This is a genomic window from Pseudomonas sp. Tri1 (genome assembly GCF_017968885.1).
In the GTDB taxonomy this organism is placed as follows: Bacteria; Pseudomonadota; Gammaproteobacteria; order Pseudomonadales; family Pseudomonadaceae; genus Aquipseudomonas.
The window spans coordinates 4811169-4835186 of sequence record NZ_CP072913.1; the positions used below are offsets into that span (position 1 = coordinate 4811169).

The 24018-nt window shown below is 60.0% G+C and carries 23 protein-coding genes; 3 read left to right on the forward strand and 20 right to left on the reverse strand.

The window, feature by feature from the left end:
* Positions 1 to 38: 38 nt before the first annotated feature.
* From J9870_RS20650 to J9870_RS20660, 3 genes are all read right to left on the reverse strand, one after another.
* Entirely contained in the window at positions 39 to 773 is a 735-nt protein-coding gene (locus J9870_RS20650; protein WP_210639770.1) for an amidotransferase, read from the reverse strand.
* 88 nt (positions 774 to 861) lie between these two features.
* Positions 862 to 3006 (reverse strand): 3-hydroxyacyl-CoA dehydrogenase NAD-binding domain-containing protein, encoded by a 2145-nt coding sequence (locus tag J9870_RS20655; protein WP_210639771.1) that lies wholly within the window; start codon positions 3004 to 3006, stop codon positions 862 to 864.
* Positions 3007 to 3030: 24 nt separating this feature from the next.
* Complete coding sequence (locus J9870_RS20660; protein WP_210639772.1) at positions 3031 to 4236, reverse strand: acetyl-CoA C-acetyltransferase; 1206 nt, start codon at positions 4234 to 4236, stop codon at positions 3031 to 3033.
* A gap of 608 nt (positions 4237 to 4844) precedes the next feature.
* On the opposite strand from J9870_RS20660, the gene J9870_RS20665 reads away from it, so the two are divergent.
* A complete protein-coding gene (locus J9870_RS20665) occupies positions 4845 to 5657 on the forward strand; it encodes a cytochrome c (protein WP_210639773.1) in 813 nt (270 codons plus the stop codon).
* A 59-nt stretch (positions 5658 to 5716) separates the two neighbouring features.
* Here the strand turns inward: J9870_RS20665 and J9870_RS20670 are convergent, their stop codons facing one another.
* The 14 genes from J9870_RS20670 to J9870_RS20735 form a co-directional block, all read right to left on the reverse strand.
* Positions 5717 to 6520 carry a transglutaminase family protein gene (locus J9870_RS20670; RefSeq protein WP_210639774.1) on the reverse strand — a complete coding sequence of 268 codons (804 nt, stop codon included), beginning with the start codon at positions 6518 to 6520 and terminating at the stop codon, positions 5717 to 5719.
* Positions 6517 to 7467, reverse strand: a complete 951-nt coding sequence (locus J9870_RS20675) for an alpha-E domain-containing protein (RefSeq protein WP_210639775.1) — start codon at positions 7465 to 7467, stop codon at positions 6517 to 6519. Before J9870_RS20675 ends, J9870_RS20670 begins: the two co-directional genes overlap by 4 nt.
* Before the next feature lie 10 nt (positions 7468 to 7477).
* Positions 7478 to 8887: a circularly permuted type 2 ATP-grasp protein gene (locus J9870_RS20680; protein WP_210639776.1), complete on the reverse strand. Its 1410-nt coding sequence runs from the start codon at positions 8885 to 8887 to the stop codon at positions 7478 to 7480.
* A gap of 388 nt (positions 8888 to 9275) precedes the next feature.
* Positions 9276 to 9617, reverse strand: a complete 342-nt coding sequence (locus J9870_RS20685; protein ID WP_025214821.1) for a ribonuclease E inhibitor RraB — start codon at positions 9615 to 9617, stop codon at positions 9276 to 9278.
* A 202-nt stretch (positions 9618 to 9819) separates the two neighbouring features.
* Complete coding sequence (locus J9870_RS20690; RefSeq protein WP_210639777.1) at positions 9820 to 10056, reverse strand: hypothetical protein; 237 nt, start codon at positions 10054 to 10056, stop codon at positions 9820 to 9822.
* A gap of 139 nt (positions 10057 to 10195) precedes the next feature.
* Positions 10196 to 10804 carry an START domain-containing protein gene (locus tag J9870_RS20695; protein ID WP_210639778.1) on the reverse strand — a complete coding sequence of 203 codons (609 nt, stop codon included), beginning with the start codon at positions 10802 to 10804 and terminating at the stop codon, positions 10196 to 10198.
* 40 nt (positions 10805 to 10844) lie between these two features.
* On the reverse strand, positions 10845 to 11099 hold the full coding sequence (locus J9870_RS20700) for a YkgJ family cysteine cluster protein (RefSeq protein WP_210639779.1): 255 nt from the start codon (positions 11097 to 11099) through the stop codon (positions 10845 to 10847).
* Positions 11100 to 11247: 148 nt separating this feature from the next.
* Positions 11248 to 11721, reverse strand: coding sequence for a translation initiation factor 2 (locus J9870_RS20705; protein WP_210639780.1), 474 nt, complete (start codon positions 11719 to 11721; stop codon positions 11248 to 11250).
* An 85-nt stretch (positions 11722 to 11806) separates the two neighbouring features.
* A complete protein-coding gene (locus J9870_RS20710; protein WP_210639781.1) occupies positions 11807 to 13249 on the reverse strand; it encodes a PLP-dependent aminotransferase family protein in 1443 nt (480 codons plus the stop codon).
* Positions 13250 to 13448: 199 nt separating this feature from the next.
* The gene (locus J9870_RS20715) at positions 13449 to 14258 is read right to left on the reverse strand and encodes an OmpA family protein (RefSeq protein ID WP_210639782.1); all 810 of its coding nucleotides are present in this window, start codon (positions 14256 to 14258) and stop codon (positions 13449 to 13451) included.
* Positions 14255 to 14614 (reverse strand): DUF4398 domain-containing protein, encoded by a 360-nt coding sequence (locus J9870_RS20720; protein ID WP_210639783.1) that lies wholly within the window; start codon positions 14612 to 14614, stop codon positions 14255 to 14257. Before J9870_RS20720 ends, J9870_RS20715 begins: the two co-directional genes overlap by 4 nt.
* Before the next feature lie 9 nt (positions 14615 to 14623).
* On the reverse strand, positions 14624 to 15448 hold the full coding sequence (locus J9870_RS20725; RefSeq protein ID WP_210639784.1) for a transporter substrate-binding domain-containing protein: 825 nt from the start codon (positions 15446 to 15448) through the stop codon (positions 14624 to 14626).
* A gap of 91 nt (positions 15449 to 15539) precedes the next feature.
* A complete protein-coding gene (locus J9870_RS20730; protein WP_210639785.1) occupies positions 15540 to 16469 on the reverse strand; it encodes an FAD-binding protein in 930 nt (309 codons plus the stop codon).
* A 2-nt stretch (positions 16470 to 16471) separates the two neighbouring features.
* Positions 16472 to 17221: an electron transfer flavoprotein subunit beta/FixA family protein gene (locus J9870_RS20735; RefSeq protein WP_003179445.1), complete on the reverse strand. Its 750-nt coding sequence runs from the start codon at positions 17219 to 17221 to the stop codon at positions 16472 to 16474.
* Between the two features lie 546 nt (positions 17222 to 17767).
* On the opposite strand from J9870_RS20735, the gene J9870_RS20740 reads away from it, so the two are divergent.
* The gene (locus tag J9870_RS20740; protein WP_210639786.1) at positions 17768 to 19432 is read left to right on the forward strand and encodes an electron transfer flavoprotein-ubiquinone oxidoreductase; all 1665 of its coding nucleotides are present in this window, start codon (positions 17768 to 17770) and stop codon (positions 19430 to 19432) included.
* Between the two features lie 180 nt (positions 19433 to 19612).
* Here the strand turns inward: J9870_RS20740 and J9870_RS20745 are convergent, their stop codons facing one another.
* On the reverse strand, positions 19613 to 20503 hold the full coding sequence (locus J9870_RS20745; protein WP_210639787.1) for an AraC family transcriptional regulator: 891 nt from the start codon (positions 20501 to 20503) through the stop codon (positions 19613 to 19615).
* A 176-nt stretch (positions 20504 to 20679) separates the two neighbouring features.
* On the opposite strand from J9870_RS20745, the gene J9870_RS20750 reads away from it, so the two are divergent.
* Entirely contained in the window at positions 20680 to 21732 is a 1053-nt protein-coding gene (locus tag J9870_RS20750) for an NAD(P)-dependent alcohol dehydrogenase (protein ID WP_210639788.1), read from the forward strand.
* Between the two features lie 3 nt (positions 21733 to 21735).
* On the opposite strand, the gene J9870_RS20755 is transcribed toward J9870_RS20750, so the two are convergent.
* Positions 21736 to 22539, reverse strand: coding sequence for an IclR family transcriptional regulator (locus J9870_RS20755; RefSeq protein WP_210639789.1), 804 nt, complete (start codon positions 22537 to 22539; stop codon positions 21736 to 21738).
* A 59-nt stretch (positions 22540 to 22598) separates the two neighbouring features.
* Entirely contained in the window at positions 22599 to 23909 is a 1311-nt protein-coding gene (locus J9870_RS20760) for an MFS transporter (protein WP_210639790.1), read from the reverse strand.
* Between the last annotated feature and the right edge of the window lie 109 nt (positions 23910 to 24018).

Consider the following 24018-nt stretch of genomic DNA (forward strand, 5'->3'; position numbering starts at 1 on the left):
CGCCAGCAGGCTCGCTCCCAATTAGACATCGGTGAACGTTAGCCTTGGGCGGCTTCGGCCTGTGGCTTGTGAGCAACGAAACGCATCATCCACTCCGCCACCGTGGTGCCATGGTGCTCGTGGGCCAGGCTCGCCACACCCTGGCTGTAAATCTGCTCGCCGAGATGCTGCTGGCGAATCTCCAACAAGGCCCGGGAATAGTCGTGGATGAATTCCGGGTGGCCCTGGAAACACAGCACCTGATCGTTGATGTGATAGGCGGCGAACGGGCAGAAATCGCTGGAGGCGATGACCGTGGCGTTTTCGGGTAATTGGGTAACCTGGTCCTGATGACTGATCAGCAGGGTCAGTTCTTCCATCACCGGGCTCATCCACGGCGCCTTGGCCGCGAGTTTATAGCGATGGGTACCGACACCCCAACCCTGGGTGGCACGTTCGGTCTTGCCGCCCAGCAACAACGCCAACAGTTGATGGCCGAAACACACGCCCAGCAGCTTGTCGCCACGCTGGTAGCGGCCCAGCAGGTAAGTCTTGAGGGTTTGAATCCACGGATCGGTGCCAAAAGAATCAGCCTTGCTACCGGTCACGAGGTAGGCGTCGAACTGCTCATCATCGCTGGGGTAATGGCCTTCCATCACGTTGTACACAGTAAACTCGGCCGCAACAGGCTGTTGTGAAAACAGGCGCTGGAACATCTGCCCGTAACCCTGATATTGGTCGACCAGTTCCGGACGCAGGATATCGGTTTCCAGAATGCAGATGCGTAGCGACATAAAAAATACCTGACACGATGATGGGAATATTGCACACCCCAGAGCCTGCCCTGAAACACCGTTCCAAGGCAAGCCCCTCCCCAACATGTCAGAAAAGTTCCTGCCTGACGGCTTTGTTCAACAACAAGGCGGGTGGCGAAAAACGCTCGCCGTATTGCTCGGCCAGATACTGGGCGCGAGCGACAAAATCCTGCAGGCCGTACTGGTTGATGAACTGCAACGCACCACCGGTCCAGGCCGCGAAGCCAATACCGAAGATCGAACCGACATTGGCCTCGGCCGTCGAAGTGAGCACGCCTTCCTCCACACAGCGCACGGTTTCCAGGGCCTGGATGAACAGCAGGCGATCACGGATGTCCTGCGGCGAAATCTGTCCGTCGGCTTTCTCGAAACGGCTTTTGAGTCCCGGCCACAAGTGCTTCGGCCCACCGGCCGGATATTCATAGAAACCCGCACCAGCGGCCTTGCCCGGCCGCTTGTATTCGTTAAGCAGCAAGTCAATCACGGCGAATGCTGGGTGCTCGACGGGCGTTTTCCCCTCCAATTTCAGATCCTGGGCGGTTTGTTTGCGGATATGGCTCATAAGGCTGAGGGAAACTTCGTCAGAGACCGCCAGAGGCCCAACCGGCATCCCGGCCTTGCGCGCTTCGGTCTCGATCATCGGCGCACTCACGCCCTCGCCAAGCATGGCGATACCTTCATTGGTAAAGGTGCCGAAGACCCGGGAGGTAAAGAAACCGCGACTGTCGTTGACCACAATCGGCGTCTTGTTGATCTGCAGGACGAAATCAAAACCCCGGGCCAGGGTCTCGTCGCTGGTGCGGGCACCCTTGATGATTTCCACCAAGGGCATTTTTTCCACCGGGCTGAAGAAGTGCAGCCCGATAAACTTCGTCGGGTCCGCTACAGCCATGGCCAGGCCGCTGATGGGCAAGGTCGAGGTGTTGGAGGCGACCACCGCGTCATGCCCCGCCACTGCCTGAGCGGCAGCCGACACCTTGGCTTTGAGGGCGCGGTCTTCAAACACCGCTTCGATGATCAGATCGCAACCGGCCAGGTCAGCGTCGCTGTTCGTGGTGTGAATCCGCGCCAGCGTGGTTTCGCGTTGCTCGGAGGTAAGCTGGCTGCGAGCGACTTTCTGGTCCAGCAGCATCGCCGAACGGGCCTTGCCCTTCTCGGCAGCGCTTCGGTCGATATCCTTGAGCACCACTTCAATGCCGGCCACGGCGCTGACGTAGGCAATACCAGCGCCCATCATGCCCGCTCCAAGCACGCCGACCTTCTTTGTCAGATACGGCGCAAAACCCTGTGGGCGCGAACCGCCAGCCTTGATCTCGTTGAGCTGGAACCAGAAGGTACCGATCAGGTTCTTGGCCACCTGGCCGCTGGTCAGCTCGGTGAAGTAGCGGGTTTCGATCAGGTGAGCGGTGGCGAAATCCACCTGGGCGCCCTCCACCGCGGCGCAGAGAATTTTCTCTGGTGCTGGCAGGCAACCCTGGGTCTTGTTACGCAGGATCGAGGGAGCAATCGCCAGCATTTGTGCGACTTTCGGGTCCGACGGCGTGCCACCCGGAATCTGATAGCCCTTCGCGTCCCATGGCTGGACCACGTTGGGGTTGGCGAGAATCCAGGCCCGGGCTTTGGCCAGCAGCTCATCGCGGTCCTTCGCCAGCTCATCGATCAAACCCGCCTGCAGCGCATGTTGCGGGCCCACCTTCTTACCCTCGAGCAGATACGGCAAGGCCTTTTCCAACCCGAGCAGGCGCACCATTCGCACCACCCCACCGCCGCCCGGCAGGAGGCCAAGGGTGACTTCCGGCAGGCCGATCTGCAGCGATGGATGCTCCAGTGCCACACGATGATGGCACGCCAGGCAGATCTCCCAGCCACCGCCAAGGGCCGCGCCATTGATGGCCGCCACCACGGGTTTGCCCAAGGTTTCCAAAACGCGCAGCTGCGCCTTTAGTCCCAGAACCATGTCGTAGAAAGCCTTGGCCTCGGGCTTGCCGACCTTGATCAGCTCATTGAGGTCACCGCCGGCGAAAAAGGTTTTCTTCGCCGAGGTGATGATCACGCCGGTAATCGAATCTCTTTCGGCGGTCAAACGGGCGACGCAGGCAGCCATCGCCTCGCGGTACACGGCATTCATGGTGTTGGCGCTTTGCCCTGGCATGTCCAGGGTCAGGACGACGATCCGGTCCTGGCCAATTTCGTAACGGATGGCATCGGTCATCAAAATATTCCTTGAAGTCGTGGCTCAGAGGCGTTCGATCACAGTGGCAATGCCCATGCCGCCGCCGACACACAAGGTCGCCAGACCATAGCGCAGGCGACGCGCCTCCAACTCATCGAGCAGAGTGCCGAGGATTGCGCACCCGGTGGCGCCCAAGGGGTGCCCCATGGCGATGGAGCCACCGTTGACGTTGACCTTGGCGGGGTCGATGGCCATGTCCTTGATGAACTTGAGCACTACCGAGGCGAAGGCTTCGTTGACTTCGAACAGATCGATGTCCTCCACCCGCAACCCAGCCTTGGCCAAGGCCTTGCGGGTGGCCGGCGCCGGGCCGGTGAGCATGATCGTCGGGTCGGTGCTGGTGACGGCGGTGGCGACGATCCGCGCCCGGGGTCGCAAGCCCAATGCGCGCCCCTTGGCTTCGGAACCGATCAACATCAGCGCCGCACCATCGACGATGCCGGAACTGTTACCCGGCGTGTGCACATGGTTGATTCGTTCAACGTGGCTATAGACCCGCAGCGCCGTACCGTCGAAGCCCATCTGGCCCATGGCTTCGAAACTTGGCTTGAGCTTGCCCAGGCCTTCGAGCGTCGAGTCGGCGCGGATGAATTCGTCGTGGTCCAGCAGCACGATGCCATTCCGGTCCCGCACCGCCACCAGCGATTTGTCGAACGAGCCGTCAGCCCGGGCCCGCGCCGCTTTTTGCTGGGAATGCAACGCGTAGGCATCGACATCCGCGCGACTGAAGCCTTCCAGAGTAGCGATCAGGTCGGCGCCGATGCCCTGAGGGGTGAAGTGGCCATGCAGGTTGGATTGCGGGTCAAGCGCCCACGCACCACCATCGCTGCCCATAGGCACCCGGGACATGGATTCGACGCCGCCAGCCACGACCAGGTCCTCGAACCCGGATCGCACTTTCATGGCCGCCAGGTTCACCGCTTCCAGACCCGAGGCGCAAAACCGATTGAGCTGCACACCTGCCACGCTGACGTCCCAGTCGGCGATCAGAGCGGCGGTCTTGGCGATGTCGGCGCCCTGCTCGCCCACTGGCGTTACACAACCCAGCACGATGTCGTCGACCTGGCTGGTGTCCAGGCTCATGCGTTGGCGCAACGCAATGAGCAGCCCCCCCACCAGGTTCACCGGCTTGACGCTGTGCAGCGCGCCATCGGCCTTGCCCTTGCCGCGAGGCGTGCGTAATGCATCGAAAATCAAAGCTTGGATCATGACATCCTCGAACCACGGGGGTAGGCAATTGGCTTCAACCATAAGCCCAGCGGCGCGGGATTCAATGACCACAGTGCTCAATGGCGTTGACAGCCACGCTCAGACGAACGGTAGCGAGCTATCGGGTTAACCGATTCAGGTGGGCAAGCTGTCTAGCAAAAGGGCCTTCAAGCAGGTGGCAATAGGCCTCATGCCGTTTTAATAGCGATACCCATTGAACTGATACGAATTGGATCTAAGCCAAGGCGGCTGCGGCCCCTAATGTAATCCTTGTACAAGAAGGTCGTCGGGTTTTGCCGAGACGCTTGTCAGACAGGAAGTGCACCGCCAGCCATCATGGATATGCAGGCTGGCCTCAGGAAATAACAAAAAAGGCGGGTCAGCCATGTTCAAACATTCGAAAGTTCGTCAAGCCGGGCTCATTCTCTTCGCCACGACGCTGCTGTTGATTTTGCCGAATATCACCAAGGTGATCGGCTGAGTCCTGCGCGCGGGTGCCTGCACCATCAGCACGTTGTATCGCCAAGAAATGTGACGGGTTCGTTGTTCCGGCGACGGTGGCTGTGCCAACCTTTACGGCATTCTCCACGACATGGAAGGCGATCCATTTGAAAGCTCTCATTGTGTTCGGGGCGTTGCTGCTCAGCACGCCCCTGTATGCCGCGCAGCTGGTGCTGGAGCTGGGCGCGAATGCGCGCACCTGGCAAACCGAAGAACTGCTCAAGCATCCTGAAGCCCAGACAGTCCAGATCACTGACGACGTTTCCTACAAGAAACCGATGAGTTATCGCGCCGTCCCGCTGACGGCATTGTTGGCTGGCGTCCAGTCGGACGAGCATCTGCAAGCCGTGGCGCTGGATGGTTTCGCCGCCGAAATGCCCGCCGCGCCACTACTCAATAAGAGCGGCGCCCGGGCCTGGTTGGCGATTGAGGACCCGGCCAAGCCCTGGCCTGCGCTGGGCGAAGGCAAGCACAGTGCCGGGCCTTTCTATCTGGTTTGGACGAACCCGCAGGCGGGCCATATCAGCCCTGAACAATGGCCGTACGCGCTGGCGAGCATCAAGCGTCTGTCCGCGGTGGCCGAACGCTTCCCGGCCCTGCTACCGTCACCCAGCCTGGCCAAGGACGATCCGGTCAATAAAGGCTTCGAGCTGTTCCAGAAGAACTGCCTGGCCTGCCATCGGCTCAATGGCGCGGGCGATGCGCAGTTCGGCCCGGACCTGAACATTCCCTTCAACCCGACCGAATACTTCTCGGGGGATTTCCTCAAACGCTATATCCGTGATCCACAGAATCTGCGTAGCTGGCCCCAGGGCAAGATGCCGGGGTTCTCGGAGGCGGTGCTACCGGACTCGGAGCTGGATTTGTTGGTGGGCTATTTGAAGCATATGGCGGGACGCAAACAGCCGTTGAAGCAGTAAATTTGCTTGCGTGGCGAGGGAGCCTGCTTCCTTGCCACAAAAGCTCGCTCGCCAGACGGTTACTGTTGTTGCACCGAGATCACCGGCGCCGGTGTCACGACCACCTTGGCATGCATCTGCTCAAACCCACCCCCGCGACGCATGCCCCGCACCGGGCAGGCATCCAGGTAATCCAGGCCCACGGCCAGTTTCAGGTGTCGTTCCGGGCGGACCAGTTGGTTGGTCACATCGAAGCTGTACCAGGCGTCATCGAGCCAGGCCTCGGCCCAGGCGTGGCTGACCAGCTGTTCGCTGTTGTCGCTGAACAGATAGCCCGACACGTACCGCGCTGGCACGCCAAGACTGCGGGCACAGGCCAGGAATGCGTGGGCGTGGTCCTGACACACCCCGCTACCACCAGCAAAAGCCTGGGCTGCGCTGGTCTCGACCTCCGTGGCGCCGGGTGTGTAGGTCATGTGCTGGTTCAGCCCGTACATCAAATCGATCAATGCCGTGCGATCACGACGCTGTTTGCATTGCTGCTGGGCAAACGCGCGAAGAGCTTCGTCCGCTTCAGTCAATCGGGTGAACCGCAGGAATGGCAGCGCCGACTGGCTCTCATGCTCGGCTTCGTGCAACGGATCGATGTCCACCTGTCCGCGCGCGCCGATGATGATCGTTTCGTGGGGTTCGTCGAGGGTGAGTACATGAAAGATGTTGCCGAACGGATCCAGCTGCGCCCGTACCGGCCGTGGCAAATCCAGTTGCCAGCTGAGCACATGCTGGCGTTCGCTGTCGTGGGGCGTCAGGCGCAGGTACTGGATGCTGGCACGAACCTGGTCTTCATAGTGGTAGGTCGTTTCGTGGCTGATTGAGAGTCTCATATGACCTCCAGGTAGGAACTGTGAATGGCATTGCCCAGTTCACGGACCAGTGGGATGAATTCGGTGAGCCAGGCATGCAGGCCCCCGTCGAGGATTTCGTTGATACCGGTGTAGCGCAGACGCGCGTCCATCTCCGCACCCAGCCGTTGTGCCTGCCGGCCATTGGAGCCTGGCAGGCTCGCGAGGATCTGCTCGATTTCTTCGGTGCAGGCCCGCAGCGAACGCGGCACATCGGCGCGTAACAGCAACAGTTCAGCCACATGACGGGCACCCGGGGCGTCGCGGTAGATCTCGGTGTAGGCCTCGAAGGAAGACAAGGCCCGTAACAAGGCGCTCCACTGGTAATACGCGTGGGCGGTACCGTCGCTGACCGTGTCGGCCTGATCGCCGGCCATTTCGTAGCGGGCGTCGAGCAAGCGCAAAGTGTTATCAGCCCTTTCGATAAAGGTCCCCAGGCGAATGAACCTGAATGCGTCGTTACGCATGATGGTGCCGTAGGTTGCACCTCGGAACAGGTGGGACCGCTCCTTGATCCACTCGCAGAAACGGCTCATGCCGTAGCGAGTCAAACCTTGCTCGGCAATCCCGCGAATTTCCAGCCAGGTGGCGTTGATGTTTTCCCACATGTCGGCGGTGATTCGCCCACGTACCGCGTGGGCGCTGGCCCGCGCGGAGCCAAGACAGCTGTAGATGCTGGCCGGGTTGGCCGCGTCCAAGGCAAAGAAATGCAGCAGTCGTTCGGCATGCAGATCGCCGTGTCGCTCCCGGTAATCGTCCAGCGTTCCGGTGATCAGCAAGGGCATGGCCAATTCGTGCAGGCCATCGCCGCGCCCGTCCTGAGGCATCAGGGACAACGAGTAACTGACGTCGAGCATCCGCGCGAGGTTTTCCGCACGCTCCAGGTAACGCGACATCCAGTACAGGTCCGAGGCAGTTCTACTTAACATGGCAGCTTCCTCAATCCTCGACCACCCAGGTGTCCTTCGTGCCCCCGCCCTGGGACGAATTCACCACCAGCGACCCTTCACGCAACGCCACCCGGGTCAGGCCGCCCGGGACCACACGGGTTTCCCGACCGGACAGCACAAACGGGCGCAAGTCGATGTGGCGCGGGGCGATGCCATTTTCGACAAAGGTCGGACACGTCGAGAGTGACAGCGTCGGCTGGGCGATGTAGGCGTGCGGCTTGGCCTTGATTCGCTCGCGGAAGGCATCGATCTGCGCCGTCGTCGACGCCGGCCCCACCAGCATCCCGTAGCCACCGGAGCCCTGGGTTTCCTTGACCACCAGGTTCGGGAGATTCGCCAGCACATGGGAAAGCTCAGCAGGATTACGACACTGCCACGTAGGAACGTTCTTCAGGATCGGTTCTTCGTCCAGGTAAAAACGGATCATGTCGGTAACGAACGGGTACACCGACTTGTCGTCCGCCACGCCCGTGCCGATGGCGTTGGCCAACACCACGTTGCCGGAACGGTAGGACGACAACAGCCCCGGCACCCCAAGCATCGAATCCGGATTGAAGGCCAGCGGGTCGAGGAACGCATCGTCGAGGCGACGATAGATCACATCCACCGCTTTCGGCCCGTCGGTGGTGCGCATGAATACCTTGTCATCGCGCACGAACAGGTCAGCGCCCTCTACCAGCTCCACCCCCATCTCCCGGGCCAGGAACGCGTGCTCGAAGAACGCACTGTTGAAGCGCCCCGGAGTGAGCACCACGACGCTGGGGTCATCCAGCGGACTGGCGCTTTTCAGGGTGTCGAGCAGTAGGTTGGGATAATGATCAATCGGAGCGATACGCTGGACAGCAAACAGTTCGGGAAACAGGCGCATCATCATCTTGCGATCTTCCAGCATGTAGCTGACGCCGCTGGGCGTACGAAGATTATCCTCAAGCACGTAGTACGTACCGTCACCGTCGCGCACCAGGTCGACACCGCAAATGTGGGCATAGATATCGCGGTGCAGATCCAGACCTTGCATCGCCAATTGATATTGCTCGTTGGCCAGCACCTGCTCGGCCGGAATAATGCCGGCGCGGATGATGCGTTGCTCGTGGTAGAGGTCGGCCAGGAACATGTTCAGCGCCTTGACTCGCTGGATGCAGCCACGTTCGACGACCCGCCATTCACTGGCAGGGATGCTGCGCGGGATGGTGTCGAAAGGGATCAGGCGCTCTGTCCCCTGCTCGTCCCCGTAGAGCGTGAAGGTAATCCCGGCGCGGTGAAACAACAGGTCGGCTTCGCGCCGCCGCTGTGCCAGAAGTTCGTCAGGCGTTTCGGCCAGCCACCGGGCAAATGCCCGATAATGCGGGCGGACCTGGCCATCGGCGTCGTACATTTCGTCAAAACCAGTGCGAATCATGCCGTACTCCTTGTCACCCTGGCATCAGGCTTCGCAAGGCCCGTGCCATCGGCATAAACGCTTTATGATCAATGGGTTGAATAAGCCTCCGACAGGCTGCGCACCCTTGTAGTGCAGCAAATGCCCTCGCCCCACTGCTCCCGCTCCATTGCGACGCAGGGGGCGCCGCTACCCAGAGCATAGACATGGAAAGAGCACGTGGCTTGATCTGGATACAGTTAGGTACAAAACCTGGGGGGAATGATGGCGGTGGTCAGTTGGCAATAATGTGGGCCGCATGACCGCCCTCGTGCGCAAGCTCGCCCCAACAAGGAAATTGACTGGCTCGCACACATGAAAACGGCCGACACAAAGGTCAGCCGTTGCTCTGGTTGCGGTGAGTGAATTATCAGGCCTGCAGGCGCCGAATCTCCTGCTTGACGCCCCAGCCTTCGATGATGCCGCCCAGCGGCTCGACCACGGCCTCAAAGTCCTGCTCGAAGTCTCCAATGTCATCGTAGGTGGCGTACATCACACGGCTCAGCTCCAATGACCAGGCCCCGTCATCCCGTGCGCTGATCTGTGCATTCAATGACTCACCCCGAAATTGACCTGCCGCCCTGCGCGCCCGCTCCTCATCCGGGAAAATGGCGTAGAACTCGATGGGATGGAACTGTGAGAAATCGAAACCACCTTCTTTCATGCGGCGAAGCACGCTGGTGCTGATGTCTTCTTGATAGGCTGTGCTCATGAAACGTCCTCCTCAAACCGATGGATAGACTTTCCGTCTTCCCGTGCGTACAACCGGTAAGTTGCATGCGCTACGGCATCAAATTACCGTCGGGACACAAGCATGTAGCTGACAAGACCGGACCTAAGCGATCCTTTCGCTGATCTCACTTGCAGAGTAGCTGCAAGTCGCAGCCACTGCCAAGCGGGACCAGACAACGATTTCATGAAATCGGTGTGATGCTGATGATTTCGATGCTGTACTGGGACTTGAGATTCTTGACCGTCGGGTCCGCGGTACGCCCCTCCAGATCATTGAGGTCCAGCTCATTGGCCACCGGAAGCAGCCTTTCGCGAATCAGCTGTGCAGCCTGTTCCATAGTAGGCTCCTGGTCATACTCGAACTCCTGGACGTTGGTTTCGCTGTGATCATCCACGAAAGTGATTTCCCACTTTTGCATCGGTGTCTCCTCGATCAATTCAGGGCCTGGCTTACCTTTATCTCGACATTGAGGGTCGAACAATCGTTCCGCCGGGTCGTTGGACGGCACACATGAAAAGACCGCCTCATGGGCGGTCTCCAGATGCAACCATAGCCGATTACTTTTCGGCGCGGTCCCTGAGGGCTTTCAAGGTGTTGAACGGTGCGTCGACGACAAACTTGTTGGCCAGCCAGGACGGTACGCTGCCACCCGGATCGGTGTGGACCTGATAGGTCACTTCGATCTGATTCGCGCCCTTGGGCGTGAACTTCCAGAAGCCCTCGACCTGGGTGACCCGCACAAACCCTTGCTCTTCAGGCAGGTACGTTGGCACGCCCTTGAGGTTACGCGTCAGGCTGCCATCGGCACCTTCGACAGTGGTGACTTCCAGCACCGAGTCCCGGGACGTGACCGGCCACGGCGTATTGAACTGGGTGTAGGTCCAGGACTTATTGCCCTCATGCTTGACCAGTTTCTGGCTCTTGCATTCGTGAATCCAGGCGCAAGCCCCAGCGACGTCTTCCTGCAGGGCCCGCAGCTTTTCCATGGTGGTGTTCATGACGGTAACGCCCTGGTAGGCCTTGTACTTGGAGCCGGCCACCTCACTGAGGGAAACCTTGATACCGTCCTGCTCCTTGGCCACTTTCCAGCTCTCTGCCTGGGCGGTTGCCGTCGCCAACAACACGGTCAACCCACACAACACAGCCATACGATGCAGCGAACCCATAGTTTTTTTCCTTATTGTCCAAGTTCTGATCATTGACCCACTACGCTGCCGTGACTTGCTCCCACCAACCGATCAATCGGATGGCGTCTTCGCTGCTGCTGCCACAGACCTCGATGTCGGCTTCGAACGCCGAGCACACCGCCGGGCGTTCCGGCTGGCCGAAGATCCGGCACAGATTATCGACCGACAATTGCACGCAACGTTCTCCCGCCGGCTTGCCATGGGGCATACCAGGGATCGGCGAGCTGATGGACGGGGCGATGCAGCAGGCGCCACAGCCTTCACGGCACTTCATGACGACAACATCCTCACGACAGGTAATGGTTGGTAACGGGTCACAGAGTAACGGCTAAAACACTCGTTTTAAATTACCGATCGCGTGTTTTTTCGGCCACGGTGAGATGACTGGGCAGTCAGCGACCAACTGCCTGCATGACGGAGGTTTATTGCTTGAATTCAAAATCCAGCGCCGCGCCTTCCACTTCATTGCGCTCTTGATTGCGCAGCGGCAGTTGCATTTCATTGCTCAGCAAACGGCCATTGAGTTGGAACGGCCCGGGTTTATCTCCAAACATGGACGGCAGCAGTGGTTGATGTTTGGTTGACTGCACCTGACCGGGCGGCTGCAGTTCCTCGACCATGTCATGGGGCAGGCTCAAATCCAGCTTGGCCGGCGGCAACGGGGTCTTGGCAACCTCGTGGGCAGATTTGCTCTTGGAGGCGATGGGAGCACGTTTCTTCTTTGCAGGAGCCACTTTTTTCACGGGCGCCTTTTTGACCGCAGCCGGTTTTTTCGACACATTTTTCGTGGCGCTGGCGGCGGGTTTCTCCGCTGCCGACGCGGCCATCACGCCTCCCATGTGGAAGGCAGTCAACAGGCCGATCAAAACCCACACGGCAGGAACAATGGCTTTCATAAACACAACGGCACTTACGGCAGGGAACCCCATGCTCGCCTGATAATGAGACGCTGACAAGCACATCAGGCTAAACCGCTGATTCCTATAAAAATCCGTTGGCGGTCTCTTGGCACAGTTGAGTCGCCAACAGCCCCAGCGTCATCAAGGCCCGCTCTGCCTCGCGGTTCCAGGGCGTGCCACAGTTGAGGCGGATACAATGATTGAACTGCTCGGTGTTACTGAAAATCAGCCCTGGCGCGATACTGATACCTTGCTGCAGCGCCCGCACATGCAACTCTTGAGTATTGACCCGCCCCGGCAGGCTGACCCACAAAATGAAACCTCCGGTAGGCCGGCTCATTTGCGTGCCTTCGGGGAAGTACTGCTGCACCGCCAGTTGAAAAGCGCTGAGGTTCTTGCGGTACTCCTGGCGGATATAGCGCAGGTGCCGGTCGTAGCCGCCATTTTCCAGATACGCCGCGATGCCCATCTGCGTGACGCTGCACGCCGAGTGAGTACTGAAAGTCTGGAGTCGCTGGATTTCCTGCTGGAATTTTCCAGCAATCATCCAGCCGATGCGCACGCCCGGCGACAAGGTCTTGGAAAAACTCGAACAGTAGATGACCCGGTCCAACCGGTCGTAGGCCTTGAGCGCCTTGGTACGCCCCTGCTCGAACATGAGTTCGCCATAGATATCGTCCTCGACGACCTGAATGTCGAAGTCCGACGCCAGGCGCAGCAGTTGCTTTTGTCGCTCCTCTGGCATAGTGCCGCCAAGGGGATTGCTCAGGCGCGTGGTCAACACCAGTGCCTTGATCGACCATTGGTTGGCCGCCAGCTGCAAAGCCTCGAGGCTCATGCCGGTAACCGGATCACTAGGGATCTCGATGACCTTGAGCCCCAACAGATCCGCCAGTTGGAGCAAGCCGTAATAGGTGGGTGATTCGGCGGCGATCAGATCCCCTGGCCGGGTCAGCACGCGCAAGGACATTTGCAGCGCATCGACACAGCCGTGGGTAATCACTACTTCAGAAGGATCCACCACGACGCCAGCGTCGCGCATACGAATCGCCACCTGACGCCGCAACGGCTCGAAGCCCGGGCTGAACATGTAGCTGAACGCCCGCGGGCTATGGAAACGCGTGACCTTGGCCAATTGCTGGTGCAGCGCCCGCACAGGCAGGTAATCGACGCTCGGCACCGCCGCCCCCAATGGGAACACCCCTTCACGGCGCGACTCGACCAAAACTTGCTGGATGATACTGCTGCGCGTCACCAGCCCCGGGCGCTCGACCCGGGCGATGTCCGGCGTCGGCGCGGTGAGGGCCGGCGTCTGGTGCACGTAGTAACCCGATTGCGGCCGCGCGCGGATCAGCCCCTGGTCTTCAAGGTTGGCGTAGGCCTGCAGCACCGTGGCATGGCTGACGTTGAGCTGGGAACTCATCTTGCGCACCGACGGCACGCGTTCGCCAGGCTGATACACACCGCGCCGGATGTCTTCAGCCAGTTGCTGAGCAATACGTTGATAGAGCAGAAGGTTGGTCATGACGCAGCACTCGATTTCACGGGCATTTTATTCTTGTCGGAAACGATACCGGAACAGTTTAGAAGTGTACGGGGACAGTTGCCAGATTACTCGACAGTACAGTGGAGTGACAGCGCTAACTGTACCCCTGGGAGGATAATCTGCGAGCCAAAAAAACCCGGCGCCGTGGAAGGGGCCGGGTTTTCCAGTGACGCCGCCCTCAGCGGGCGGCGCCGAGCTGGCCTTTCTCGTCGGAGAACACAATTTCAACACGGCGGTTCTGGGCCCGCCCCCGCTCCGAGGCGTTGACGTCCACCGGATACTCGTCACCGTAGCCTTCGACCTGGATACGTTTTTCGTCAATCCCCAAGTCCACCAGCACGTCCGCCACCGACTGTGCACGGTCCCGAGACAGCTTGAGATTTTCCTGCTTGCCGCCGGTGCTATCGGTATAGCCCTCGATGCGCACGACACGCTTGGGATTGAGCTGCAAGAACTGCACGATCTTGAGCACCACGCGGTTGGCCGAATTCTTCAGTTCTGCCTCGCCGGTGTCGAACAGGACATCACCCAGCGTCATCACCAGGCCGCGATCGGTCTGGGTGGTCGCCATCGCCATGATCTGTTCTTCCAGCCATTTGCCCTGCTGCTGCACGCTCAGCAACTTGGACTCACGCAGGGCCAACTGCAGGCGCTGGCGCTCCAGTTCGAGCTTTGCCGCACGCTCTTCGTTCAGCACCTGATTACTGTGCTCCCGGGCAATCGCACTGTAGCGCTGGCTCAGGTAGGCGTAATGCTGAACATCCTCACCACTGCCCCAGTAGCTGGACAAGCGATCAGCCCGGGCCAGGGATTCACCGGCACGGATCACGTCCCTGGGCGCGGCGCGCAATACGTTGGCGTCTTCCTTGACCTTCTGGAAGTCGGTGCTGGCCTGTTCGAGCGCTGCTTCGCTGCGCTGGCCGGCACAGCCATACAAACTGGCCAGGCCCGCGAGGACCAGCCCGCCAAATACATGGGACTGCTTCATTGGGCATCATCCCTCAGCTGTTTGCGCAAACGCTTGATGCGGGTGTCGAGCACGTTCAGTTGCTCCTGGCTCTTGAGGGTCAGCACCTTGGCTTCGGCCAGACGTGCATCCAGCTCGGCCTGTTCAGCCCGCATGCGTGCCTTCTTGTACGATTCGTCGGCCATGTTGGATTTGGCCCGAGCGAACTTTTCCTCGGCCAGTTTCAATTCGGGCACTTCGTCGGCATTGGCGCCCACGGCCCGAGCTTGCTCCAGTGCCTGTTCGGTCAGGCGGATCTGTTCATTCGGCGCCGGATCGGCTGCGCAGCCCGCCAGAGCCAGAACGGCCAGGGCAGCGAAAAGAGGTCGAATAGTCACTAATGTTCCCTACTGTTTTGGGGCACCGACAGGTGGCTGCAACTGTGTGTTCCAACGCTCAAGATTGCGCTGCAACACAGCCTCTGTCAGGCCGGACGCGGCCAATTCTGTCATCTTTTGCGCCAGCTGTCCGCGTAACCATGGGTCATTGCAGGCGGAGTTATGGGAAACCGCGAGGAACAGCCCCGGTTTATCCACCGGTTGCGGCGCAGCCTGCAGGTCGTTCGCCATGCCCAGTGTCTGCGCCATTGCCAGGCCCGAGTAGCGCCCCGCCAGGACATATTCCACCTCACCCAACAGCAATTTCTGAAAGGCCTGGGTCAGGTTGGGTGTGCGGACCAAGGACAATTTCTGCTCGGCGAAGATGCCGAATCCCTGGGTCATACGGGCCTTTTCCGACAAGGCTCCGGGATGACCATGTAGGTCCTCAGGCTGGTTGATGACCAGCGTCGAATCCTTGCGGGTCCAGACCAGGTAATCGTTTTCCAGCAAAGGTGGATGGACGTAGTCCAACGCTTCGAGGCCAGTGCTGGTCAGTGGAGCATCGGTGAGCAGATCCATGCGCCCGCTGCGCACTTCATCCAGCGCCTGGGCGCGCTTGCCGGCATAAAGCAGTTCGATCTTGATACCCAGCTCCCCTGCCACTTGCGTCAGCAGGTCGGCGCCGGCGCCAATCAGATGCTTGGGGTCCTGGGGGTCTTGCCAAAGGTAGGGCGGCGCATCCGGGCTGCCGGTGGCGATCAGTCGCTCACACTTGCCGGCGGCAGTGGCCAGGCCTGGCACACCCGCCAACGCCCACAACAATGACCAACCAGCCAAACGGCGAAGATCCATGGCAATACGCTCCCCTTGCAGCGAAAACAGATAGTGCACAAATAAAAAACCCGGCCAAAGGGCCGGGCTCTTTATAAGTGAAGACGCCGGATTAGACCAGCTTCTCCAGCTCAGGGATGGCTTCGAACAGGTCGGCTACCAGGCCATAATCGGCCACCTGGAAGATCGGCGCTTCTTCGTCCTTGTTGATCGCAACGATCACCTTGGAGTCTTTCATGCCGGCCAGGTGCTGGATCGCGCCGGAGATACCGACGGCGATGTACAGCTGCGGCGCAACGATCTTGCCGGTCTGGCCGACCTGCATGTCGTTGGGTACGAAACCTGCGTCGACCGCCGCGCGGGAAGCGCCGACGGCAGCGCCCAGCTTGTCGGCCAGGGCGTACAGGTGCTTGAAGTTGTCACCGTTCTGCATGCCACGCCCGCCGGAAACGACGATCTTGGCAGCGGTCAGTTCCGGACGATCGGACTTGGCCAGTTCTTCGTTGACGAAGCTGGAGATGCCGGCGTCGTGGGCAGCGCCTACGGCTTCAACGGCAGCCGAACCACCTTCGGCGGCAACCGGGTCGAAACCGGTGGCGCGGACGGTGATGACCTTGACCGCAGCGTTCGATTGAACGGTTGCGATCGCGTTACCGGCGTAGATCGGACGCTTGAAGGTGTCGGCGCTTTCCACCGAGATAATCTCGGAGATCTGGTCGACATCCAGGGCAGCGGCAACGCGCGGCAGGATGTTTTTGCCATTGGAAGTAGCGGCAGCCAGGATGTGGCTGTAGCCCTTGCCCAACTCTGCAACCAGAGGAGCAACGTTTTCCGGCAGTTGGTGCGCGTAGGCGGCGTTGTCGGCCACCAGCACTTTTGCCACGCCAGCGATTTTCGCAGCAGCTTCGGCAACGGCGCCAGCGCCCTGCCCGGCTACCAGGACGTGGACATCGCCACCGATTTTGGCAGCGGCAGCAACGGTGTTCAGCGTGGCCGGAGCCAGCGCCTTGTTATCGTGTTCGGCGATTACCAAGATAGTCATGATCAGATTACCTTCGCTTCGTTTTTCAGTTTCTCGACCAGTTCAGCCACCGACTTGACCTTGATGCCCGCGCTGCGTGCAGCCGGCGCTTCGACTTTTACGGTCTTGTTGGTGGAGGCGGTGGAAACGCCCAAAGCGTCAGGCGTCAGCACTTCAAGCGGCTTCTTCTTGGCTTTCATGATGTTTGGCAGGGACGCGTAGCGCGGCTCGTTCAAACGCAGGTCGGTGGTGACGATAGCCGGCAGTTTCAAGGAAACCGTCTGCGCGCCGCCGTCGATTTCGCGGGTCACGGCAACGCTGTCGCCGGACACTTCAACCTTGGACGCAAACGTGCCCTGACCATAGCCGCTCAATGCCGCGAGCATCTGGCCGGTCTGGTTGTTGTCGCTGTCGATGGCTTGCTTGCCGAGGATCACCAGCGATGGCTGTTCCTTGTCGACAACGGCCTTGAGCAGCTTGGCCACGGCCAGGGAAGTCAGGTCTTCGGCGGATTCGACGAGGATGGCGCGATCGGCACCCAGTGCCAGCGCGGTGCGCAGTTGTTCCTGGGCGGTGGTCGGGCCGATGGAGACGACGACGATCTCAGTCGCCACGCCTTTTTCTTTCAGGCGTACGGCTTCTTCTACGGCGATTTCGCAGAAAGGGTTCATCGACATCTTGACGTTGGCGAGGTCGACGCCGGAGTTGTCCGCCTTGACGCGAACCTTGACGTTATAGTCGACCACTCGTTTGACAGCTACAAGAACCTTCATGGATTCCTCGTTACTCTCCGGTGAAAAGAAAGTCGCCTAGGCGAACCTGGCGGTTGATGCTCATGGGCGCAAGGGCACCTCTAAAAACGCCGGCATGAACCACACATGACCTTGCTCACGGGAGTGAAGACCGTTCGTCAGTGATGACTGATGAGTCATTCATTATCGCGGCGTGTAAACTGCGCGTCCGAACCACGCAATACGTCACTTTGTGCTGCCTTCGCCCTGTCTTTAGAGGTGCTCTTGAAACCAACAGTCAGCCTACGGCGAGCGCAAAACCGCCCGTATCTTGACCGGAACACCTATTCCGGTCAATACGGCAAAATGGTCAGTCATAAGCCGCACGTCAGTGATTTATCTGGCCTGCGGCAATTTCAAACAAACGTTTGTATTGGACCCTGAGAGTGGTGTAGATATAATGCGCCGCTTAAGAGAGCACCGCGTGCCATTCCGTGTCACTTTCGTCGCTTTTAGCAAAGAAACGACGGATGCCACGCCCAACCTCCAATTAGAAAAAACTGTAGAGCCTTGAGTAGGAGATAGCCTGTGGAACGCGAATACATGGAATTCGACGTGGTCATCGTCGGTGCCGGCCCCGCTGGCCTGTCTGCCGCTTGCCGACTGAAACAGAAGGCCGCCGAAGCCGGTAAGGAAATCAGCGTCTGCGTGGTCGAAAAAGGCTCCGAGGTCGGTGCGCACATCCTCTCCGGTGCGGTGTTCGAACCCCGCGCCCTGAACGAACTGTTCCCGGACTGGAAAGAACTGGGCGCCCCGCTCAACACCCCGGTGGTGCGCGACGACATCTATGTACTACGCAGCAGCGATACCTCCACCAAGGTGCCCGACTTCTTTGTGCCCAAGACCATGCACAACGAAGGCAACTACATCATCTCCCTGGGCAACCTGTGCCGCTGGCTGGCCCAGCAGGCCGAGAACCTGGGCGTGGAAATCTACCCGGGCTTCGCCGCCCAGGAAGCGCTGTTCGACGAGAATGGCGTGGTCCGCGGGATCATCACCGGCGACCTGGGTGTCGACCGTGAAGGTCAGCCGAAGGAAGGCCTCTACACTCCCGGCATGGAACTGCGCGGCAAGTACACGCTGTTCGCCGAAGGCTGCCGTGGTCACATCGGCAAGCAACTGATCAAGCGCTTCAACCTTGACAGCGATGCCGACGCCCAGCACTACGGCATCGGCCTGAAGGAAATCTGGGAAATCGACCCGGCCAAGCATCAACCGGGCCTGGTGGTGCACACCGCCGGCTGGCCGCTGGACATCATGAGCGCCGAAAACACCGGTGGCTCGTTCCTGTATCACTTGGAAAACAATCAGGTCGTAGTCGGCCTGATCGTTGACCTGTCCTACAGCAACACCTTCCTGTCGCCGTTCGATGAGTTCCAGCGCCTCAAGCATCACCCGGTCCTCAAGCAGTACCTGGAAGGCGGCAAGCGCATCAGCTACGGCGCCCGCGCCATCTGCAAGGGCGGTCTGAATTCGCTGCCGAAAATGGTTTTCAAGGGCGGTGCGCTGATCGGTTGCGACCTCGGCACCCTCAACTTCGCCAAGATCAAAGGCAGCCACACTGCCATGAAGTCCGGCATGCTCGCGGCCGACGCCGTGGCCGATCGCTTGTTCGCCGAATCCGAAGGCGGCGATGAACTGACTGCCTACGTCGACAGCTTCAAGAACAGCTGGCTCTACGAAGAACTGTTCGCCACCCGCAACTTCGGCCCGGCGATGCACAAATTCGGTCCGATCATTGGCGCTGGCTTCAACTGGTTCGACCAGAACATCATGGGCGGCAAAATGCCGTTCACCCTGCACGACACCAAGCCGGACTACGCCTGCCTCAAACTGGCCAAGGACAGCCAGAAGATCGACTACCCCAAACCTGACGGCAAGTTGAGCTTCGACAAACTCAGCTCGGTGTTCATCTCCGGTACCAACCATGAAGAAGAACAACCCTGCCACCTGAAGCTGACCGACCCGAGCATCCCGATCAGCAAGAACCTGCCACTGTACGACGAACCGGCACAACGCTACTGCCCGGCCGGCGTGTACGAAGTGGTGACCAAGGAAGACGGCGAGAAGCGCTTCCAGATCAACGCCCAGAACTGTGTGCACTGCAAGACCTGCGACATCAAGGATCCTTCGCAGAACATCACCTGGGTTTCGCCGGAAGGCGCCGGTGGGCCGACTTACCCGAACATGTAAGCCGATTCGCTGAACATCAAGGCTCCCGAAAGGGGGCCTTTTTGTTGCCTGCCATTCAAGGAACACCGCAACCCAATGTGTGCGAGCTTGCTCGCGATAACGATTTTTCATTCAACACAGATGTCGACTGACATACCGCTATCGCGAGCAAGCTCGCTCCCACAAGGGAACATCACGGGATCAGGCGGCGCGCTCTTCCCCGGGATTGCGCTCGAAGTAACGTTTGTACTCCCGGCTGAACTGCGACGAACTCTGATACCCCACCTGATGCGCGACCTGGGCCACGCCCAAGCCTTCGCTAAGCAGCAATCGCTGAGCCTTGAGCAGACGCAAGCGCTTGAGGTACTGCACCGGCGACAATAGGGTGCTGCGCTTGAAATGCTCATGAAAGGTCGAGGCGCTCATGTTCGCGCAACTGGCCAACGTCTCGACGTTCAGCGGCTCGGTAAAGTGTGCATGCAGATGGCTCAGGGCAGCGGCAATCCGGGCGAACTGCCCTTGCTGTTCCACCAGTGCCCGCAATACATCGGCCTGGGGCCCACGCAAGGCGACGAACAGCAATTCCCGCAGCCGCGCCTGGCCCATGACCTGGCACTCCAGCGGATCGTGCAGGCAGTGCAACAAGCGCTCGACGCACCCGCGCATCGCGTCATCGAGCACGGCACAGGTCATGGACTCCGGCGTCTGCGGCGCCAGGCTCCGCCCCGCCACCAGCCCCATGGCCAGCACCAGCTCCCCCAGCATCACCCGATCGATCGCCACAGAAACCCCTAGCAGCGGGGCATTGGGCATGGCATAGGTTTCGCACTCGAACGGCACCGGCAATGCCTGGATCAGATAATGCCCGGCACCATATTCCAATGTGCGAGGTCCCAGGTAGGCCAGCTTGCTGCCCTGGGCAATGATCACCAGGCTCGGCTCGTAAAGCTGCGGACCGCGGGCAACATCCTGGCAGGCCCTGAGCACATGCACGCCGGGCAGCCGCGTGGGAACGAAACCATCGCGGATCGCCAAGGGCTCGATCAGCGAGACCAAAGAGGCATTGGCATCAAGATGACGGGTCAACAACATAGGAAAACTTCACGAAAAAAGATGAGGGCATCATCGCAGGTCTGCGTCTCGTAGAGATCAAATCATAGCCAGCGCCGGAGAAATAGGCATGACATACGTAGGAATCACCATCGCCTCAATCCGGCAAGACTCCCAGAATGGATCGTCTCACTGTTCACTGCTTAGCGAGGTCCACTATGTACACTGCCATCGGATATGCCGCCCAGTCGGCCACCACTCCCCTCGCCCCCATGAAATTCGAACGCCGCAGCCCGCGAGCCGACGATGTGGCGATCGACATTCTCTACTGCGGCGTCTGCCATTCCGACATCCACCAGGCCCGTAATGAATGGGGCATCGCCGTTTATCCGCTGATGCCCGGCCATGAGATCGTCGGCAAAGTTACCGCCGTCGGTGCGAATGTCACCCGCTATAAGATCGGCGACCTGGTGGGCGTTGGCTGCATGGTCGACTCCTGCCGCGAGTGCGAAGCCTGTCGCGCGGACCTGGAGCAATACTGCTACCAGGGCATGACCCAGACCTACGCCAGCCCGGACCGTATCAGCGGCGGCCACACCATGGGCGGTTACTCCAACAGCATCGTGGTCAGCGAGCACTTCGTGCTGCGCATCCCGGAAACCCTCGATCCGGCCGGTGCCGCGCCGATTCTCTGCGCCGGCATCACCACCTACTCGCCCCTCAAGCACTATGGCGTGAAGGCTGGCGACAAGGTTGGCGTACTGGGCATGGGCGGCCTCGGGCACATGGGTATCAAGTTCGCCAAGGCCATGGGCGCGGAAGTGACGCTGTTCACCCGCTCGGCGAGCAAGGCTGAGGAAGCCCGTCGCCAAGGTGCGGACCATGTGATCGTGTCTACCGACGCCGAGCAGATGGCCGCTGCCGCCGGACGTTTCAACTTCCTGCTGGACACCATTCCAGTGCAGCACGACCTCAATCCCTACCTCGACACCTTGCGTTTTGATGGTGTGCACATCCTGGTGGGTCTGGTCGAACCGATTGATCCGCCGGTCCATGCCGCAAAACTGATCATGGGCCGTCGGGTCCTGGCCGGTTCGCTGATCGGCGGTATCGCAGAAACCCAGGAAGTGCTGGATTTCTGCGCCGAACACAACATCAGCTGCGACATTGAAATGCTCGACATCCGTCAGATCAACGAGGCCTATAGCCGCATGATCGCCGGGGATGTGAAGTACCGCTTCGTCATCGACATGGCGACACTCAAGGCCTGATCCTCAAACCTTGGCGCCAAGCTCCGCCGACAGCCGGGCTGTGACCCCTTTGACCAGGGGAATCAGCTCGGCCATTTTTTCCAGCGGCATGTATGGCACGGTGCTGGCGATACTGATACCGGCGACGATGCGCTTGCCGGCGTCACGGATCGGCGCCGCCACGCAACGAATCGACGGTTCGTTGTCTTCCAGATCGAAGGCATAGCCCCCCGCCACGTATTCCACCATCCGTTGCTGGAACTGTTCCCAGGATTGCTCCTGATGCTGGGGCCAGAACTGATTCTTCCCGCCGGCCGGCAGGCTGATTTCATACAGCCGCTTCCATTGTTCCTGCGTGTCATCGAGCATCAGCGCCTTGCCGATCCCGGTGCGCGCCAACGGCATGCGGTGGCCTACGCGCGAGCGCATCTCCGGGCCATTACGCCCCGGATTTTTCAGCAGGTACAAGACTTCGTCACCCTCGCGAATCGCCAGGTGAACGGTATCGCCGGTGAGTGCCGACAGCTCGTCCAGATACGGCCCCGCCAGGCTCACCAGCGGCAGTTCTTCCCGGGCCTGGAAACCCAGTTCGATCAGCTTGGGCCCCAGCAGGTAACCCACTTGCGGCACGACGCGCAGGTAACGTTCGTCCACCAGGCAACTGGCCAGGCGATGGGTAGTGCTGCGGGTGGTGCCGATCAACCGGGCAATTTCCTTCAAGTCACGGGCGCCGCTGGCGACCGCCTGGACCACACCCAGGCCACGCAGCAATGTCTGGGTGCCTGTGGGCGCTGCATCCTTGGAGATTTTGGGATCGTCTTGCTGCATAACCGGCCTTCAACAGTGAGCGGGGAACGGGCGGCATTATGGTCGCCCGCCCCGTCGGACTACAACTCGATGCGCTCGACCTTCCCCACCAGCAGGATGTAGGACAGCGCGCCAATCAATGCCAGAACGGCGATATAAGTGATGGCTGGGGCAAACGAATCGCCGCTGGCGAGAAAGCCGATGACGATAGGCGTGGCGATGGCCGCCAGGTTACCGATGAAGTTGAACACCCCACCCGTCAATCCGAGCAGCCGTGCCGGTGCCAGGGTCGAAACCAATGACCAGGTGATCGACGCCAGGCCATTGCCGAAGAACGCCAGGGCCAGGAAAGCGATCACCAACGGTGTCGATTCGACAAAGTTGGCACCGATGATCGACGTGGAAATCAACAGGCCACCAATGATCGGTAGCTTGCGAGCGAACCCCACCGTGGCACCGCGACGGATCAACCAGTCGGAGAAGAATCCGGAACACAACACGCCGACGAACGCTGCGAGAAACGGCAACGATGCCAACAGGCCGGACTTGATGAAGTCCATGCCGCGATATTTCACCAGGTAGGTCGGGAACCACGTCAGAAAAAACCACAGCGTGGAGTTGAGGCAGAATTGGCCGAGGTAAATGCCCCACAACTTGCGTTGAGTCAGGACGATCCCCAAGTCGGCCCAGCTGAATTTTGCCTTGGCCTTCGCGGTATCGGCCTGGATATCGACCAATCCGCCACCTTCGCGGATCAGTTCGATTTCAGCCGCATTGGCCCCTTTGAAGTCCCGTGGTTCGCGATACACCGCGTACCAGATCAACGCCCAGATAATGCCTACCGCGCCCGTGGCGACAAACACCATGTGCCAGCCGAAGGCGTGTTGCAGCCAGGCCAATACCGGCGTCAGGAAGGCCAACCCGACGAACTGCCCGGAGGTGTAGAAACCGATGGCCGTGGCCCGCTCGCGCTCGGGAAACCAGGTGGTGACCACGCGGCTGTTGATCGGATAAGCCGGCGCTTCCAGGGCACCCACCGCCATGCGCAGCACGAACAGCGCGATGAAACTGGCGGCGAAGCCAAGCATCACCGTGGCCACCGACCACAGCAGCAGCGCCACGCTGTAAAGAATGCGCGGAGGCACCCGGTCCACCAACCAGCCACCAGGAATCTGCATGGCCGCGTAGGTCCAGCCGAACGCCGAGAAAATCAGCCCGACGTGGATCGGGTCGATGCCCAGGTCGCTGGTCAGCGCGGGGGCGGCAATCGAGAGGTTGCTGCGGTCCAGGTAATTGATCACCACGGTGATGAACAGCAGGACCATGATGAAAAAACGCTTGCGGCTGGGCGTCACCAACGACGCTTGCGCGCTCAGGGTGTGCGCTTGCATGTGAGGTGCCTCTTTTTATGTTTATTGAGGAAACGGGCGCATCGAAGAAGATCTCCCTGCTTGCGAAGATCAGACTGTGGGAGCGAGCTTGCTCGCGATGACGGCGTGT

Bases quoted from the DNA above. Each gene is read 5' to 3' on its own strand.
- J9870_RS20705 (WP_210639780.1), bottom strand. From the start codon at position 11,721: ATGAAAGCCATTGTTCCTGCCGTGTGGGTTTTGATCGGCCTGTTGACT.
- J9870_RS20695 (WP_210639778.1), bottom strand. From the start codon at position 10,804: ATGGGTTCGCTGCATCGTATGGCTGTGTTGTGTGGGTTGACCGTGTTG.
- J9870_RS20730 (WP_210639785.1), bottom strand. From the start codon at position 16,469: ATGACTATCTTGGTAATCGCCGAACACGATAACAAGGCGCTGGCTCCG.
- J9870_RS20690 (WP_210639777.1), bottom strand. From the start codon at position 10,056: ATGCAAAAGTGGGAAATCACTTTCGTGGATGATCACAGCGAAACCAAC.
- J9870_RS20745 (WP_210639787.1), bottom strand. From the start codon at position 20,503: ATGTTGTTGACCCGTCATCTTGATGCCAATGCCTCTTTGGTCTCGCTG.
- J9870_RS20725 (WP_210639784.1), bottom strand. From the start codon at position 15,448: ATGGATCTTCGCCGTTTGGCTGGTTGGTCATTGTTGTGGGCGTTGGCG.
- J9870_RS20660 (WP_210639772.1), bottom strand. From the start codon at position 4,236: ATGATCCAAGCTTTGATTTTCGATGCATTACGCACGCCTCGCGGCAAG.
- J9870_RS20735 (WP_003179445.1), bottom strand. From the start codon at position 17,221: ATGAAGGTTCTTGTAGCTGTCAAACGAGTGGTCGACTATAACGTCAAG.
- J9870_RS20710 (WP_210639781.1), bottom strand. From the start codon at position 13,249: ATGACCAACCTTCTGCTCTATCAACGTATTGCTCAGCAACTGGCTGAA.
- J9870_RS20655 (WP_210639771.1), bottom strand. From the start codon at position 3,006: ATGACCGATGCCATCCGTTACGAAATTGGCCAGGACCGGATCGTCGTC.
- J9870_RS20700 (WP_210639779.1), bottom strand. From the start codon at position 11,099: ATGAAGTGCCGTGAAGGCTGTGGCGCCTGCTGCATCGCCCCGTCCATC.
- J9870_RS20715 (WP_210639782.1), bottom strand. From the start codon at position 14,258: ATGAAGCAGTCCCATGTATTTGGCGGGCTGGTCCTCGCGGGCCTGGCC.
- J9870_RS20760 (WP_210639790.1), bottom strand. From the start codon at position 23,909: ATGCAAGCGCACACCCTGAGCGCGCAAGCGTCGTTGGTGACGCCCAGC.
- J9870_RS20675 (WP_210639775.1), bottom strand. From the start codon at position 7,467: ATGTTAAGTAGAACTGCCTCGGACCTGTACTGGATGTCGCGTTACCTG.
- J9870_RS20755 (WP_210639789.1), bottom strand. From the start codon at position 22,539: ATGCAGCAAGACGATCCCAAAATCTCCAAGGATGCAGCGCCCACAGGC.
- J9870_RS20685 (WP_025214821.1), bottom strand. From the start codon at position 9,617: ATGAGCACAGCCTATCAAGAAGACATCAGCACCAGCGTGCTTCGCCGC.
- J9870_RS20670 (WP_210639774.1), bottom strand. From the start codon at position 6,520: ATGAGACTCTCAATCAGCCACGAAACGACCTACCACTATGAAGACCAG.
- J9870_RS20680 (WP_210639776.1), bottom strand. From the start codon at position 8,887: ATGATTCGCACTGGTTTTGACGAAATGTACGACGCCGATGGCCAGGTC.
- J9870_RS20750 (WP_210639788.1), top strand. From the start codon at position 20,680: ATGTACACTGCCATCGGATATGCCGCCCAGTCGGCCACCACTCCCCTC.
- J9870_RS20650 (WP_210639770.1), bottom strand. From the start codon at position 773: ATGTCGCTACGCATCTGCATTCTGGAAACCGATATCCTGCGTCCGGAA.